This is a genomic window from Pseudomonas sp. C1C7 (assembly GCF_013359595.1).
GTDB lineage: Bacteria > Pseudomonadota > Gammaproteobacteria > Pseudomonadales > Pseudomonadaceae > Aquipseudomonas.
Window position 1 is genome coordinate 114,303 of sequence record NZ_JABFMP010000005.1, and the last position, 14,538, is coordinate 128,840.

A 14,538-nucleotide genomic window follows, 5' to 3' on the forward strand; every position below is an offset into this window, starting at 1 on the left:
TCAATGCACCGGGCCTTTTTCGGGTTGCCTGATTTAAGCGCTCTTACGGAAAACGAAGGCCAGACCGACGATGATCAGCACCATGCCCAGCAGGCTCAACGCCGCCAGCTTGTTGCCGAAAATCAGGTAGTCCATCACCGCCGTCACCGCCGGCACCAGGTAAAACAGGCTGGTGACATTCACCAGATTGCCCCGGGCGATCAGGCGATACAGCAGCAGGGTCGCCAGCACCGACACCACCAGTCCCATCCACAGCACTGGCACGACAAACCCCGTGTTGTGCTCGAAATGAAACGGCTGGAACGGCACGAAGATTCCGCACAGCAGCAATCCCGCGAGGTACTGCACAGGCATCGTGCCGAGGGGATTTTCAGTGATGCGCTTTTGCATGATCGAGCCGAACGTCATGCTCGCCAGCGCCAGCAAACCAAAGAGCATCCCGGCCAGCGACATGCCGGCAAGGCCAATGCCCTGATACACCACCATGATCAAGCCGGCCAACCCCAGGCACAGCCCGAAAATCCGGCTGGCCGAGCGCTGACGCTCCATGATCACCACCGTGAGAATCGGCTGAACGCCCATGATGGTCGCCATCACCCCTGGCGTCACCTTCAGGTCCAGGGCCAGCAGATAGAAAATCTGATAAGCCCCCAGCAACACCACCCCGGTGGCCATCGCGTACTGCATCGGTTTCCCGCCCTTGGGCAACTTCAGCTTGAGCAACGGCACCAGCAACACCAGCCCGCACAGGGCGATGACAAAGCGAAACAGCAGAAAGGCAAAGGGGGATGCGTGAGCCAGGCCCCATTTGGAGAAAATCGCCCCGCTGCTCCACAGCAGGACGAACAGGCTCGTGGAAGTCGCCGCGAGCGCGGACTGTCTGGAAAAAGCAAACATGAATACCACCTGTAGTCAGGCAAAAAGCCAACTCAGCCGAAGCTGAAATTCAGTCGTTGTTTCAGGCGGGCGGCAGGGATCAGCAGAAAACGCCGATCAGCCCCGAATGCCAACACCCGGCGGTGAAACCACCGCGCACACTGGAGTGCGACTGACAGGAGGGGGGTAATGACTGATCTGCACAGGCTGCTGATTCCCGCACGGCACGACGCCAGCGTTGACCGCTGAATCGACTACCGCGTTGATGAGGGATGCAGGCATGGGCTGATCTTTTTGATGAGGTGGAGGGTGTGCCGAGAGACACCCGAGCGCCGACTATAACCAGCGGGTGACATGAATTGCAATGACTTGGGCAAAACGAAAAAACGCTCTCCTACGGGGGAGCGTTTTTCATTCGGTAGTAGACGCTACCCAAACAGCCAATATCCCAACAACGTCAGCACCACCACCGCCAGCACCGGCCGCAACACCCGGTAGGCCTTGGGGTTGCGCCGCTTCCACTGCTTGACCACTCCACTGACCTTGTCGCTGGAGTTCTTGCTCCAGGCGTAGGCTTTGTTGATCCCGCCGACGCGCTCATCGTCCAGATTCTGTGGTGCCGTGGCGCGACCGAGGAACGCGCTGATCGTGCGGTTGATGCGGGTCATCAGGCGATTGCTCAGGGGGCGTTCGATGTCGCAGAACAGGATGACCCGGGTCTTGTCCGTTTCGTTCTTGACCCAGTGTACGTAAGTCTCGTCGAACATCACGTCCTCACCGTCGCGCCAGGCGTAGACCTGGCCGTCGACGAAGATGCGGCAGTCGTCGGAGTTGGGCGTCGAAAGGCCCAGGTGATAACGCAGGGAACCGGCGAAGGGATCGCGGTGGGGGTTGAGGTGGCTGTTGCCCGGCAACAGCGCGAACATCGCGCCCTTGACGTTTGGAATGGCGCTGACCAGTTCCACGGTTTTCGGGCACAGCAGTTCGGCCGAAGGCAGGGGTCTGTCGTACCACTTGAGGTAGAAACGCTTCCAGCCTTTCTTGAAGAACGAGCCGAACCCGGCGTCATTGTTCTTCTCGGCGGCGCGAATGTAACCCTCGTCGAACAAATGCATCGCTTCGTCGCGAATGACTTCCCAGTTGTCCTTGAGCACGTCCAGCTCGGGGAATTTGCTGCGGTCCAGGTAGGGTTTGGAAGGAACGCCGGAGAACAGGTACATCAGGGCGTTGTAGGGGGCGAACAGGGCCGAATGGTTGACGAACTGGCGCAGAACCGGCAATCGCGCCTTGCCCCGCAAATGCACATAGAGGGTGCTGCCCAGAAACAGCAGCAACAACGAGGCCTTCGCGGCAAGGGATAAGGTCATCAACAACTCCTTGGTAACAGACACTTTGCACAACGCCATTTGCCCGACATTGCTGTCGGCATATAAACACGACCGACTTCAGGGAAAAACCGTCTGCCCCAACATTCTGTATCAATAAATACGCAATAAAGCCTTTATTAACATGCGATGCCTGAACGTCGGCTGATCTGATCCACCCAAAAGTCCGACACTGTGGCGAACCCTTCGCCACAGCGCGTGATCGTCAAACCCTTACTGCTGATTCTCCTGATCGGTGAACAGGTCGCTGAACAGCATGCTCGACAGGTAGCGCTCACCGGAGTCCGGCAGGATCACCACGATCGTCTTGCCCTGCATTTCCGGTGTCTCGGCCAGACGAACCGCCACCGCCATCGCCGCGCCGCAGGAGATGCCACACAAAATCCCTTCTTCCTGCATCAGGCGCAGAGCCATGGCCTTGGACTCGTCGTCGCTGACCAACTCCACGCGGTCGACGATCGACAGGTCCAGGTTCTTCGGCACGAAACCGGCACCGATACCCTGGATCTTGTGCGGGCTCGGCTTGACCTCGTCACCTGCCAGAGTCTGGGTGATCACCGGCGAAACCGTCGGCTCTACCGCCACCGAGAGAATCGGTTTGCCCTGGGTATTCTTGATATACCGCGATACACCGGTGATGGTTCCGCCTGTTCCGACGCCTGACACCAGAACGTCGACCGCGCCGTCAGTGTCGTTCCAGATTTCGGGACCGGTGGTCTTTTCATGGATGGCCGGGTTGGCCGGGTTGTCGAACTGCGCCGGCATGAAGTACTTGGACGGATCGCTGGCAACGATTTCACCGGCTTTCTCGATCGCGCCTTTCATGCCCTTGGCCGGCTCGGTCAGCACCAATTCCGCCCCCAGAGCCTTGAGCACCTTGCGTCGCTCGATGCTCATCGACGACGGCATGGTCAACATCAACTTGTAGCCCCGCGCCGCGGCCACGAAGGCCAGACCAATGCCGGTGTTGCCGGAGGTTGGCTCGACGATGGTCATGCCAGGCTTGAGTTTGCCGGTGCTTTCGGCGTCCCAGATCATGTTCGCGCCAATCCGGCACTTGACCGAGTAACCGGGGTTTCGCCCTTCGATCTTGGCCAGAATGGTCACACCACGCGGTGCGATACGGTTGATCTGCACCAGCGGCGTGTTGCCGATGGAATGGGCGTTGTCAGCGAAGATACGGCTCATGAAGTGTCCTTGATACAGCATTCGATAGCGCACAAAGGTAAGCCTGTTGCCCTTGGTCGTCCAGTCGGGTCGAACGTCCGGGTATCAGCGCAGTCAATGGCTTTAGATTGCCAGAGATTTGCGAGCATGAAACGTCGATACCGCTGGCCCATGTGGACCCTCGCCGGCCTCGTTGCGCTGCTGATTGCCCTGCACTTCGCCCTGCCCTTTCTGGTGCGCGATTACCTCAATGAGCGGTTGGCCAACATGGGCGATTACCGCGGCCAGATCGCCGACGTGGACCTGGCCCTGTGGCGCGGCGCGTACAAGATCAATGGCCTGAAAATCGTCAAGGTCGAAGGCAAGGTGCCGGTGCCTTTCGTCAATGCACCGTTGATCGATCTGTCCGTCAGTTGGCATTCGCTCTGGTACGACCATGCGGTGGTGGCCAAGGTGAGGTTCGTCAATCCCGAGGTGAACTTCGTCGACGGCGGCGCCAATAAAAAGAACTCGCAAACCGGTGAAGGCACCGACTGGCGCGCCCAGCTGGGGAAATTGCTGCCCATTACCCTGGATGAAGTGCGGATCGATGACGGCAAAATCAGCTTTCGCAACTTCAACTCCAAGCCGCCTGTGAACATGAACGCGACGAAGATCGACGCCAATATTTACAACCTGACCAACGTGGTGGACAAAGAAGGCAAGCGCGATGCCCGCTTTGAAGGCAAGGCCCTATTGCTGGGCCATGCGCCACTGGAAACCAATGCCACCTTCGACCCGCTGAGCAACTTCGAGGATTTCGAGTTTCGCCTGCGCGCCACCGACATCCAGCTCAAACGCCTGAATGACTTCGCCTCGGCCTACGGCAAATTTGACTTCAATGCCGGTCACGGCGACGTGGTGATAGAAGCCAAATCCACCAAAGGCCAGCTCACCGGCTACATCAAGCCGTTGCTGCGTGATGTCGATGTGTTCAATTGGCAGCAGGACGTGGAAAACGAGAAGAAGGGCCTGTTCCGCTCAGTATGGGAAGCGTTGGTGGGAGGAACCGAAACCGTCCTGAAAAACCAGGGGAAAAACCAGTTCGCCACGCGCGTCGAGCTCAGCGGCAGCGTACACCAGCGAGATATCAGCGCGTTCGAAGCGTTTTTGCAGATTTTACGCAACGGATTCATTCAGGCTTTCAATGCCCGTTATGAACGGCCGAAGCCGGATGCCGGTTAATGCTTGCGAGTAACGACATAACGACCGGTTTGTTCCGCCGCTCGTGGCTGATTCGCTTGTTGTTGCAGGAAATCCCATCCCAGGCAAGCCAAGGCCAGCGAGCGTGGGACCGCTTCGCGACCGCTGCTGTAGCGACTGATGCTTCTGGTACTGACGCCCAACGCCTCTGCGGCTTGGCTTAGTGGCAGCCCGGTGCGGGCGCGCCAGTCGATGAAGATACGGGTGTTTTCATCCGATGCGTTTTGCGCCAGCGCATCCAGGTACAGGGTGTCGGCACCGATCTGTATGTCCAGTCCAGGCCATTCGACACTCCAGCCATCGTCGCCCAATTCGGCGCTATTGAAGGCGTCGCCATGCAACGGTTGCAGCCCCGGATAGGCTTGCAAGTCTTGGGTCAGGTCAAGGGTCAGTTGCTGACCGTCGATAAAGGTCAGAGCCAGGCGATAACCCGGCAGCGCCTGAACCTTGGTCAACCTTGGTCGCTTCATGGGTAACATCGTTTCCAATCCTCCAGTAATTGCATCTGATGGGCCCTTACCCACTCCAGTGCTTCCTTGATGATCAGCGGTGGCGCCTTGCCTCTCATCACTTCGATGGTTTCCAGGCTCAGCATGACATCCAGCCCGCCACCGGTGAGGTGGACATGGGGTGGTGGATGGTCCTTTTCACGCAACTGAATGCGGTACGTATCGCGAAATCGGTATTTGGTAGACATGCGCCGCAAGCTATCGCCAAAATGGCGATATCTCAATACTGGCGAGCCGCCGAGACTGAGTCAAGATGTGACGCTCCATTCAGAGACTGAATAAGCCGTCTGCGTTCACAGTCGACCGGACACCGCGTTATAGTCGGGGCTGACTATTTGTTGTTATTGCGCCCCGCCCTGCCTCGCTCAGGTCGGCATAAACCGTTCGAGGATTAGCAGATGAAGTTCGAAGGCACCCAGGCCTACGTCGCCACCGATGACCTGAAGCTGGCGGTCAACGCCGCCATCACCCTGGAGCGGCCGTTGCTGGTCAAGGGCGAACCAGGCACCGGCAAGACCATGCTCGCCGAGCAGCTGGCCGAATCCTTTGGCGCCAAGCTGATTACCTGGCACATCAAATCCACCACCAAGGCTCACCAGGGCCTGTACGAGTACGACGCGGTCAGCCGTCTGCGCGATTCGCAGCTGGGCGTGGACAAGGTTCACGACGTTCGCAACTACCTGAAGAAGGGCAAGCTCTGGGAAGCCTTCGAGTCCGAGGAGCGGGTGATCCTGCTGATCGACGAGATCGACAAGGCCGACATCGAGTTCCCCAACGACCTGCTGCAAGAACTCGACAAGATGGAGTTCTACGTTTACGAGATCGACGAGACCATCAAGGCCAAGAAGCGTCCGATCATCATCATTACCTCCAACAACGAGAAAGAGCTGCCGGACGCCTTCCTGCGCCGCTGCTTCTTCCACTACATCGCCTTCCCCGACCGCACCACCCTGCAGAAAATCGTCGACGTGCACTACCCGGACATCAAGAAAGACCTGGTCAGCGAAGCGCTGGACGTGTTCTTCGACGTGCGCAAGGTGCCGGGCCTGAAGAAAAAACCTTCGACTTCGGAACTGGTGGACTGGCTCAAGCTGCTGATGGCCGACAACATCGGTGAAGCCGTGCTGCGCGAACGCGATCCGACCAAGGCCATCCCGCCGCTGGCCGGCGCCCTGGTGAAAAACGAACAGGACGTGCAACTGCTCGAGCGTCTGGCGTTCATGAGTCGTCGCGGCGCTCGATAAGGGTCAACACCATGTTGCTCAACCTGTTCAATGAAATGCGCGCAGCCAAGGTACCGGTTTCGGTGCGCGAGCTGCTGGACCTGATCAACGCGCTCAAGCAGCGCGTGACCTTCGCGGACATGGACGAGTTCTACTACCTGTCCCGGGCGATCCTGGTGAAGGACGAACGGCATTTCGACAAGTTCGACCGGGCCTTCGGTGCCTACTTCAATGGCCTGGACAAACTCGACGACCACTTGCAGGCCCTGATTCCGGAAGACTGGTTGCGCAAAGAGTTCGAGCGTTCGCTGACCGACGAAGAGCGCGCGGCGATCCAGTCCCTCGGCGGCCTGGACAAGCTGATCGAAGAGTTCAAGAAACGCCTGGAAGAGCAGAAGGAACGCCACGCCGGCGGCAACAAGTGGATCGGCACCGGTGGCACCAGCCCGTTCGGCTCCGGCGGTTTCAACCCGGAAGGCATTCGGGTCGGTGATGCCGGCAAGCGTCAGGGCAAGGCGGTCAAGGTCTGGGACCAGCGCGAGTACAAGAACCTCGATGATTCGGTGGAGCTTGGCACGCGCAACATCAAGGTCGCCCTGCGCCGTCTGCGCAAGTTTGCCCGCCAGGGTGCGGCGGAGGAGCTGGATATCGACGGCACCATCGACCACACCGCCAAGGACGCCGGCCTTTTGAACATCCAGATGCGCCCGGAACGGCGCAACACGGTCAAACTGCTGTTGCTGTTCGACATCGGCGGCTCGATGGACGCCCACGTGAAGATCTGCGAGGAACTGTTCTCGGCCTGCAAGACCGAGTTCAAGCATCTGGAGTACTTCTACTTCCACAATTTCATTTATGAATCGGTGTGGAAGAACAACATGCGTCGCACCTCCGAGCGCACCTCGACCATGGACCTGCTACACAAGTACGGTGCCGACTACAAAGTGATCTTCATCGGCGACGCCGCCATGGCGCCCTATGAAATCACCCAGCCGGGCGGCAGCGTCGAGCACTGGAACGAGGAAGCCGGGTATGTGTGGATGCAGCGCTTCAAGGAGAAGTACAAGAAGCTCATCTGGATCAACCCGTATCCGAAAGACACCTGGGGCTACACCTCATCGACCAACATCGTGCGAGATTTGATCGAGGATCAGATGTATCCGCTGACCTTGCGGGGGTTGGAGGAAGGGATGCGGTTTTTGTCCAAGTAAATTCGCCGGCCAAAAAAGATCGCAGCCTTCGGCAGCGCCTACACCGATCTCTGTAGGAGCTGCCGAAGGCTGCGATCTTTTGATCTTTACCTGAAGCGCTGCAGATACTCGACCTGCTCACGATGTGCAACCTCCTGCACCACCGGCCGCAACCGCACCGACGTTCCAGGCAGACACTGCGCCAACCGGGCCAGCGCCAACGGTGTCAACGCCCCCAGCCTTGGATACCCGCCGATGGTCTGCCGATCATTGAGCAACACAATCGGCTGCCCGTCCGGCGGCACCTGAACCGCACCCAACGCAATACCCTCGGAAATCATCGGCTTGCCCTGATACTGCAACGCCGTGCCCAACAACCGAATCCCCATCCGGTCGCCACGGCTGTCGAGGTTCCACTCGCTGTTGAACGCATCGAACAGGCTCTGCCCGCTGAACTCACCGATTTGCGCACCGAGTATCAAGTCCAGCGGCGCATCCAGGCTCAGGTCGGGCTGCTGCTCCGGGGTCAAAGCACGCAGCAACATCACTGAATTGCCCGAATAGCTCAGTTGCGCGCCCTTGCCCAGCGCACGGCCCATGCCATCCAGCCCACCCAGCTCTTCACGCACCACGGTTGCGCTGCTGCCCAACACCTTGGGCGCTTCAAAACCGCCGGGGGCCGCCAGATAGGCGCGAGCCCCGAGCAAGGGTTGGGTGAATTGCAGGCGCTGGCCTTTGCCCAACCTGAAACTGCGCCACGGTGCCAGCGGTTCGCCGTCCAGTTGCGCGCCAAGATCAGCACCGGCCAGCGCCAGCACGCAATCGTCCTGCGCCACCACGGAAAAACCGCCCAAGGTGATCTCGATCACCGGCGCGTCGAGCCCGTTGCCCAGCAGCCAGTTGGCCCAGGACATCGAGCACCAATCCAGCCCGCCACCCTGGGTCACCCCCAGATGGCGCACGCCGAAACGGCCGGCGTCCTGCAGCAGACACAATGGCGTACTCGCCTCAATCGTCAGACGGCTCATGCCAGGGCCTCCAGTGGCGTGTCATCACCGCCCAGGTTGATGAACTCGGCATGCCCGACCGCTTCGAAGCGCACGGTGTCGCCCGGTTGCATCAGGCTGTAGCCGTCACGGTTGCGGTCGAACAGTTTGGCCGGGGTGCGGCCGATCAGGTTCCAGCCGCCCGGCGACACCACCGGATAGGCCGCCGTCTGTCGCTCGGCGATGCCGACGCTGCCAGCGGCGACTTTCTTGCGCGGGGTGTTCAGGCGCGGAGCGGCGAGCACTTCTTCCACCAGCCCCATGAAAGCGAACCCCGGTGCGAAACCCAGGGCGAACACCTGGTACTCACGCTCGCTGTGACGACGGATCACCTCCTCCACCGCCAGCCCGCTGCGCTGTGACAGCAGCGTCAACTCCGGCCCCACGCTCAAGTCGTACCACACCGGCAATACATGGCAGGCGCCACGGGTGCGGGCGTTGGGCGACAGATCGATCAAGGCCTCGGCAATCAATTCCCGGGCCTGGGACGGACTCAACGCGGTCAGGTCGTAATGCACCATCAAGGTCGTGTAGGACGGCACCAGATCGATCAACTGCGCGCCAAATGCGGTCCGCAGGCTTTCGCTGGCCGCCAGCATCCAGGGCATGTTGGCTTCGGCGATTTCATCGAACAGGCGCACCATCAGGCAATCGAGCGCGACCACTTCCACCCGCAGTTTCATGACGCGCTCTGCTCGTTCAGGGCCTGACGGATGCGTTGCACGGCCGCCACCGAACTGGCGTTGTCGCCGTGCACGCAAAGGGTATTGGCCTGCAAATGCAGAGCGCTGCCGTCGCTGGCGGTGAGGTGCTCGCCACGGGCGATCGTCAGGGCCTGACCGATGATTTTCTCCGACTCGTGATGCACCGCTCCTGGCAGGCTTCGGGAAACCAGCATGCCGGCACTGTCGTAGGCGCGGTCGGCGAAGGCTTCGAACCAGAGGGTCACGCCATACTCGTCACCCAGTCGCTGCGCCGCGCTGTTGTCTTTGGTCGCCATCAACATCAAAGGCAGGCTGCGATCATAGGCGGCTACGGCCTGCAGCACCGCACGCAGTTGCGCCGGGTTGGCCATCATGTCGTTGTACATCGCGCCGTGGGGTTTGACGTAGTTGACCCGCCCGCCCTGGGCGCGGCAGATGCCGTCGAGGGCGCCGATCTGGTAGTGCAGGATGTCCTGAAGTTCCTGGGCGGCGTAGGCCATGGAGCGACGACCGAACCCCACCAGGTCCTGATAGGCCGGATGAGCGCCGATCTGCACGCCGTGTCTGAGGGCCAGGCTGACGGTCTTGCGCATGATACTCGGGTCGCCCGCATGGAAACCGCAGGCGATGTTGGCGCAATCGATGAAGGGCATGACTTCCGCGTCCAGACCCATGGTCCAGTTGCCGAAACTCTCGCCGATGTCGCAATTCAATAGCAGGCGGCTCACGATGAACACTCCTGTAGGTTTTATTCTTTTTTGCTGCGGGACATATCCGTCAGACAGACCCGCAGATTAACAGTTACCGACTTCGAGTCATTGCGCGTCGAGTTGCTTGCCACGGGTTTCCGGCAGGCTCAGGGCCGCGAGGATCACCACGCCGTAGGACACCGCGGCGAAGGACCCGATGCCGACGCTCAGCGGCACTTTCTGGCTGAGCAGGCCGATCAGCAGCGGGAACAACGCCGCCAGTGCCCGGCCGATGTTGTAGCAGAATCCCTGGCCCGAACCGCGAATCCGCGTCGGGAACAACTCGGTGAGGAACGCGCCCATGCCGCTGAAAATCCCCGAGGCGAAGAAGCCCAGCGGGAAACCCAGCCACAGCATCACGCCATTGCTGACCGGCATCTGCGTGTACAGCAGGACGATGGTGAACGAACCGACCGCGAACAGGATGAAGTTCTTTTTCCGACCGAGGATGTCGGTCAGATAGGCGCTGATGACGTAACCGACGTAGGAACCGATGATCACCATCGCCAGATAACCGCCCGTACCCAGTACGCTCAGGCCCCGCTCGTTCTTCAGAAAAGTCGGCAACCAGGAAGTGATCGCGTAGTAGCCACCCAGTGCACCGGTGGTCAGCAAGGATGCGCGAATGGTGGTGAAGAGCATGCCCGGGGCGAAGATCTCGTAGAACTTCGACGGATTGCTCGGGGCTTCCTTGGCCTTGGCTTCGCGGTAGATTTCCGGATCCTTGACCAGACGGCGGACGAAAATCACGAACACCGCCGGGACGATGCCGAGGATGAACAGTGCGCGCCAGGCATCATCCGGCGGCAGGACCGAGAACAGCAGCGCATACAGAATTGCCGTCAGGCCCCAACCCAGCGCCCAGCCGGATTGCACCATGCCCACGGCCTTGCCTCGGTCCTGGGCGCGGATGACTTCACCGATCAGCACCGCACCGGCCGTCCACTCACCGCCGAAGCCGAAGCCCATCAGGGTCCGGGCGATCAGCAGTTGTTCATAGTTCTGGGCAAAACCACAGAGGAAGGTGAAGAAGGCAAACCACAGCACGGTCAGTTGCAACGTACGCACCCGGCCGATGCGGTCGGAGAGAATCCCCGCCACCCAGCCGCCGATGGCCGAGGCGATCAGGGTGCTGGTGTGAATCAGCCCGGCCTGGCCGGTGGTGATGCCCCACATGGCAATCAGGGTCGGCACCACGAAGCTGAGCATCTGGGTGTCCATGCCGTCCAGGCCATAGCCGATCTTGCAGCTCCAGAAGGTGCGGCGTTCCTGCTGATTGATGTTGCGATACCAGTCGAAAGGTCCGGGGCGAGCCGTGACTTTCGGGATGGCGGTGGTGTCGGGCGCACTCATGGCAAATCTCCGCGCTGATTTTATTGGTATTGTTCTGAGCCCCGACGACGCCTATCGTGGGAACCGGATGGCCTGATTTTTGGGTGCGCGGCCCCGTCGCGTCCAACTAATAAAAACCCGCCTTAGACATAAGAAATTTTTATCCCATGAACCTGAAGTTTCTCGAGACCTTCGTCTGGGTCGCCCGCCTCAAGAGTTTTCGCCTGACCGCCGACAAGCTCTTCACCACCCAGGCGTCGATCTCCAGCCGCATCGCCGTGCTCGAAAGCGAACTGGGCGTGAAGCTGTTCGTGCGCGATTCCCGAGGCGTGAGCCTGACGCCGGAAGGCCTGAAAGTGCTCGATTACGCCGAGCAGATGATGGACACCATGCAGGCGCTCAAGCAGTCGATCGAGACCCGTTCGAGCAAGGCCGGGCGCGTGCGGATCGGGGTCATGGACACGGTGATCCACACCTGGCTCAGCCCGCTGGTGGCGCAGATCACCGATCACTATCCGCTGCTCGAAATCGAGCTGGTGGCCGATACGTCGCTGAACCTCTGCGATCAGCTGCAAAAAGGTTTTCTCGATGTGGCCCTGCAAACCGACCTGTTGCGCCAGGAAAGCGTGCGAAGCCTGGAACTGGCCAGCCACCCGATCGGCTGGATCGCCGCCAGCAATTCGCTGTACAACCGCGAATACGCAGGCGTCGCCGACCTTGGCAATGAACGGATCATCACCTACTCGAAAAACTCCCATCCCCATCAGGAAGTGCTCGCTTTGATGCAGGCCAACGGCGTCATGGCGCCGAGGCTGAGCTGCGTGAATTCGGTGTCGGCGATCACCCGCCTGCTGCGCGACGGCTTCGGGATTGGCGCCCTGCCGCCAGTGCTGGTGGCCGAGGAACTGGCCCGCGGGGAACTGACCCTGCTGGACATCGACCAGCGCCCGCCGGATCTGCAGGTGGTGGTGTCGTGGCGGGTGGGCGCGGAATGGGTCGAGGAGATTGTGGCGCTGTGTCAGCAGGTGCTGGAGGGGTATGCGCGCAGGGTGGGTGAGCGTTACATCACCCTGGCGCGCTGATTTTCTTGATCCTGTGGGAGCGGGCTTGCTCGCTCCCACAGGTTAGCGCCTGTCAGTCATTCCAGACCGCGAGCATCCCGCTCTTCGATCGGCCGGCTCTGACGCTGGCGCTTGCCGCCCAGCACCACCCAGTCGATCAACCGAAACAGGCACTCGATGCCGAACGACAACAGCAGCGCGCCGCTCATGCCCCAGATCATCGCTTCAGGCGTCAGCAGGATCTGGTAGCTGTAGCCGTTCCAGGTTTCCTTGCGGATGTCCGGATCGGCGGCCAGCACCACTTGCAGAAAGCGGATGTACCACGGGCCCTGCATCGCCTGGAACTGCTTGTCCAGTGCGACCTGGCGGGTCAGCAGGTTGTTCAGGCTCTCGGCGTCGCTGCGAAAGATCGGGTCTTCGCTGGCCCGGTAATGGGCCACCAAGGCCTGCATATCGCCCTTGAAGAACTGGTTGGCGGTGTTCTGGAAGCCGCTCAAGCCGGCCTGCGCCTCAATCAGATGCGCTTCGACCCGCTTGGCGTAGTCGTTGATGAACCCCGGCACCTGGACACCGATCAACAGGCCCGCCGCAAACAACACCAGCCGTAGATAACTGAGCAACATGGGAACAGGTCCTTATTCGGTCATACCCTGGCTGACGCATTCACCGCGTCGCCACAGGCTCCATTGGCCCGGCTCGTAGCGGGTCCAGGTTTCGTTTTCGGTGAGAGGTTCGGTGGCGATGACCGTGACCACGTCGTTGGGCGTGGTTTCGGCCTGGAAATCGACGATCACATCGACATCCTTCAAGCGCGCCGGGCCGAACGGGGCACGGCGGGTGATCTGCGCCAGCTTGGTCGAGCAATAGCAGAACAGCCAGTCGCCATCGCTGAGCAGGCAGTTGAATACGCCTTTGCTGCGGTATTCGGCGCAGGCGGCCACCAGATCCGGCAGCAGCTCCTCGACCTCCACCGGCTCCGGGAACGCGGCACGCACGCGGTTGAGCAGATCGCAGAACGCCGCCTCGCTGTCGGTGTCCCCGACAGGACGGTAGAAACGGGTGATTGGCTGGAAGTCCGCCAACTGGCCGTTGTGGGCGAAACACCAGTTGCGGCCCCACAACTCGCGGACGAACGGATGGGTGTTGGACAGGCAGACCTTGCCGACGTTGGCCTGGCGAATGTGACCGATCACCACTTCGCTCTTGATCGGGTAGCGCTGCACCAGGTTCGCCACTTCCGACTCGCTGCTCGCCGCCGGGTCCTGAAACAGGCGCAAGCCCCGGCCTTCGTAGAAAGCGATGCCCCAGCCATCGCGGTGCGGACCGGTGCGCCCGCCGCGCTGCATCAGCCCGGTGAAGCTGAACACGATATCGGTCGGGACATTGGCGCTCATGCCCAATAACTCACACATGCTCGGACTCTCGCTTGAAGCCAGGGGCAGGATTACAGACGGGGCTCGACCCGCATACGCTGGGGATTGCTCGGAACCGGCGGACGACCGTAGCGATCATCGCCGGCGCCGCCGAAGGGTTGATCGTCTTCCCGGTCATCGGCCTGGGCCGCAGCCTTGGCGGCGGCAGCCTGGGCCTTGCGAGCGTTGGAAGCGCGCTCGATGGGAAAGCGGATCGCCACGAACACCAGATAGATGGCGAAAGCGATCATGCCGTACATGAACAGGTCGGAAATCGCCCGCCAGGCGTTGTTGCCGACCTTGAACAACAGGTCCAGGGCGGTAATGGCAACGGCCGGGGCAAGTTTTTCCTTGACCGGGTCGATGATGGTCGGGCTGAACAGCAGCACCGCCATCAGCACCCGCAGCGGCTCGCGCAACCAGCGCCACATCCAGCGGGTCAGGCGCATCCACACCAACAGGCAGCCCAAAGCGGCAAAGGCATAAAGGCCCCAGGCGATCAGATAGTCGTTCTCGGTCATGGTGTCCGTGGCATGGCAGGCAAATTGGCGCTTATGATAACGGCTTTTCGCACGTCAGGCTGCACCTATGCCTGCCGAGCCAGTCACAGGTTGCGAAACCCCAATTCCGTATCTTGTCCGA

Annotated in this window: 16 protein-coding genes; 4 read left to right on the forward strand and 12 right to left on the reverse strand. The window is 60.6% G+C overall.

Annotated elements, in window-relative coordinates; translation table 11 throughout:
* Positions 1–33 precede the first annotated feature (33 nt).
* The 3 genes from HNO86_RS06270 to cysK form a co-directional block, all read right to left on the reverse strand.
* Positions 34–897, reverse strand: coding sequence for a DMT family transporter (locus HNO86_RS06270; protein ID WP_175376145.1), 864 nt, complete (start codon positions 895–897; stop codon positions 34–36).
* A gap of 407 nt (positions 898–1,304) precedes the next feature.
* The gene (locus HNO86_RS06275) at positions 1,305–2,243 is read right to left on the reverse strand and encodes an aspartyl/asparaginyl beta-hydroxylase domain-containing protein (RefSeq protein ID WP_175376146.1); all 939 of its coding nucleotides are present in this window, start codon (positions 2,241–2,243) and stop codon (positions 1,305–1,307) included.
* 231 nt (positions 2,244–2,474) lie between these two features.
* A complete protein-coding gene (gene cysK / locus HNO86_RS06280) occupies positions 2,475–3,449 on the reverse strand; it encodes a cysteine synthase A (RefSeq protein ID WP_175376147.1) in 975 nt (324 codons plus the stop codon).
* Between the two features lie 126 nt (positions 3,450–3,575).
* On the opposite strand from cysK, the gene HNO86_RS06285 reads away from it, so the two are divergent.
* A complete protein-coding gene (locus HNO86_RS06285; protein WP_175376148.1) occupies positions 3,576–4,652 on the forward strand; it encodes a DUF748 domain-containing protein in 1,077 nt (358 codons plus the stop codon).
* Here the strand turns inward: HNO86_RS06285 and HNO86_RS06290 are convergent.
* Together HNO86_RS06290 and HNO86_RS06295 are read right to left on the reverse strand one after the other, a co-directional pair.
* Positions 4,649–5,149 carry a DUF2442 domain-containing protein gene (locus tag HNO86_RS06290; protein WP_175376149.1) on the reverse strand — a complete coding sequence of 167 codons (501 nt, stop codon included), beginning with the start codon at positions 5,147–5,149 and terminating at the stop codon, positions 4,649–4,651. The genes HNO86_RS06285 and HNO86_RS06290 overlap by 4 nt on opposite strands.
* Positions 5,137–5,367 (reverse strand): DUF4160 domain-containing protein, encoded by a 231-nt coding sequence (locus HNO86_RS06295; protein ID WP_175376150.1) that lies wholly within the window; start codon positions 5,365–5,367, stop codon positions 5,137–5,139. Before HNO86_RS06295 ends, HNO86_RS06290 begins: the two co-directional genes overlap by 13 nt.
* Before the next feature lie 210 nt (positions 5,368–5,577).
* On the opposite strand from HNO86_RS06295, the gene HNO86_RS06300 reads away from it, so the two are divergent.
* Both HNO86_RS06300 and HNO86_RS06305 read left to right on the forward strand, forming a co-directional pair.
* A complete protein-coding gene (locus HNO86_RS06300; protein ID WP_175376151.1) occupies positions 5,578–6,423 on the forward strand; it encodes a MoxR family ATPase in 846 nt (281 codons plus the stop codon).
* 11 nt (positions 6,424–6,434) lie between these two features.
* The gene (locus HNO86_RS06305) at positions 6,435–7,613 is read left to right on the forward strand and encodes a VWA domain-containing protein (RefSeq protein ID WP_110966881.1); all 1,179 of its coding nucleotides are present in this window, start codon (positions 6,435–6,437) and stop codon (positions 7,611–7,613) included.
* A gap of 86 nt (positions 7,614–7,699) precedes the next feature.
* On the opposite strand, the gene HNO86_RS06310 is transcribed toward HNO86_RS06305, so the two are convergent.
* The 4 genes from HNO86_RS06310 to HNO86_RS06325 all read right to left on the reverse strand — a co-directional run bounded on the left by HNO86_RS06310 (position 7,700) and on the right by HNO86_RS06325 (position 11,444).
* The gene (locus HNO86_RS06310; RefSeq protein WP_175376152.1) at positions 7,700–8,620 is read right to left on the reverse strand and encodes a biotin-dependent carboxyltransferase family protein; all 921 of its coding nucleotides are present in this window, start codon (positions 8,618–8,620) and stop codon (positions 7,700–7,702) included.
* The gene (pxpB, locus tag HNO86_RS06315; RefSeq protein WP_175376153.1) at positions 8,617–9,321 is read right to left on the reverse strand and encodes a 5-oxoprolinase subunit PxpB; all 705 of its coding nucleotides are present in this window, start codon (positions 9,319–9,321) and stop codon (positions 8,617–8,619) included. Before pxpB ends, HNO86_RS06310 begins: the two co-directional genes overlap by 4 nt.
* The gene (locus tag HNO86_RS06320; RefSeq protein ID WP_175376154.1) at positions 9,318–10,070 is read right to left on the reverse strand and encodes a 5-oxoprolinase subunit PxpA; all 753 of its coding nucleotides are present in this window, start codon (positions 10,068–10,070) and stop codon (positions 9,318–9,320) included. Before HNO86_RS06320 ends, pxpB begins: the two co-directional genes overlap by 4 nt.
* 87 nt (positions 10,071–10,157) lie before the next feature.
* Positions 10,158–11,444, reverse strand: coding sequence for an MFS transporter (locus tag HNO86_RS06325; protein ID WP_175376155.1), 1,287 nt, complete (start codon positions 11,442–11,444; stop codon positions 10,158–10,160).
* A gap of 146 nt (positions 11,445–11,590) precedes the next feature.
* Here HNO86_RS06325 and HNO86_RS06330 point away from each other — a divergent pair, with 146 nt between their 5' ends.
* Positions 11,591–12,505, forward strand: coding sequence for a LysR family transcriptional regulator (locus HNO86_RS06330; RefSeq protein WP_175376156.1), 915 nt, complete (start codon positions 11,591–11,593; stop codon positions 12,503–12,505).
* Between the two features lie 56 nt (positions 12,506–12,561).
* On the opposite strand, the gene HNO86_RS06335 is transcribed toward HNO86_RS06330, so the two are convergent.
* From HNO86_RS06335 to HNO86_RS06345, 3 genes are read right to left on the reverse strand one after another with little or no spacing between them, the layout of a single operon-like run.
* On the reverse strand, positions 12,562–13,107 hold the full coding sequence (locus HNO86_RS06335) for a DUF2937 family protein (RefSeq protein WP_175376157.1): 546 nt from the start codon (positions 13,105–13,107) through the stop codon (positions 12,562–12,564).
* Positions 13,108–13,119: 12 nt separating this feature from the next.
* Positions 13,120–13,896, reverse strand: coding sequence for a class II glutamine amidotransferase (locus HNO86_RS06340; protein WP_175376158.1), 777 nt, complete (start codon positions 13,894–13,896; stop codon positions 13,120–13,122).
* A 32-nt stretch (positions 13,897–13,928) separates the two neighbouring features.
* Positions 13,929–14,417, reverse strand: coding sequence for an MFS transporter (locus tag HNO86_RS06345; RefSeq protein ID WP_175376159.1), 489 nt, complete (start codon positions 14,415–14,417; stop codon positions 13,929–13,931).
* Positions 14,418–14,538 lie beyond the last annotated feature (121 nt).

Coding starts and splice junctions, on each gene's coding strand:
- HNO86_RS06270 (WP_175376145.1), bottom strand. CDS start 897: ATGTTTGCTTTTTCCAGACAGTCCGCGCTCGCGGCGACTTCCACGAGC.
- HNO86_RS06275 (WP_175376146.1), bottom strand. CDS start 2,243: ATGACCTTATCCCTTGCCGCGAAGGCCTCGTTGTTGCTGCTGTTTCTG.
- cysK (WP_175376147.1), bottom strand. CDS start 3,449: ATGAGCCGTATCTTCGCTGACAACGCCCATTCCATCGGCAACACGCCG.
- HNO86_RS06285 (WP_175376148.1), top strand. CDS start 3,576: ATGAAACGTCGATACCGCTGGCCCATGTGGACCCTCGCCGGCCTCGTT.
- HNO86_RS06290 (WP_175376149.1), bottom strand. CDS start 5,149: ATGTTACCCATGAAGCGACCAAGGTTGACCAAGGTTCAGGCGCTGCCG.
- HNO86_RS06295 (WP_175376150.1), bottom strand. CDS start 5,367: ATGTCTACCAAATACCGATTTCGCGATACGTACCGCATTCAGTTGCGT.
- HNO86_RS06300 (WP_175376151.1), top strand. CDS start 5,578: ATGAAGTTCGAAGGCACCCAGGCCTACGTCGCCACCGATGACCTGAAG.
- HNO86_RS06305 (WP_110966881.1), top strand. CDS start 6,435: ATGTTGCTCAACCTGTTCAATGAAATGCGCGCAGCCAAGGTACCGGTT.
- HNO86_RS06310 (WP_175376152.1), bottom strand. CDS start 8,620: ATGAGCCGTCTGACGATTGAGGCGAGTACGCCATTGTGTCTGCTGCAG.
- pxpB (WP_175376153.1), bottom strand. CDS start 9,321: ATGAAACTGCGGGTGGAAGTGGTCGCGCTCGATTGCCTGATGGTGCGC.
- HNO86_RS06325 (WP_175376155.1), bottom strand. CDS start 11,444: ATGAGTGCGCCCGACACCACCGCCATCCCGAAAGTCACGGCTCGCCCC.
- HNO86_RS06330 (WP_175376156.1), top strand. CDS start 11,591: ATGAACCTGAAGTTTCTCGAGACCTTCGTCTGGGTCGCCCGCCTCAAG.
- HNO86_RS06335 (WP_175376157.1), bottom strand. CDS start 13,107: ATGTTGCTCAGTTATCTACGGCTGGTGTTGTTTGCGGCGGGCCTGTTG.
- HNO86_RS06340 (WP_175376158.1), bottom strand. CDS start 13,896: ATGTGTGAGTTATTGGGCATGAGCGCCAATGTCCCGACCGATATCGTG.
- HNO86_RS06345 (WP_175376159.1), bottom strand. CDS start 14,417: ATGACCGAGAACGACTATCTGATCGCCTGGGGCCTTTATGCCTTTGCC.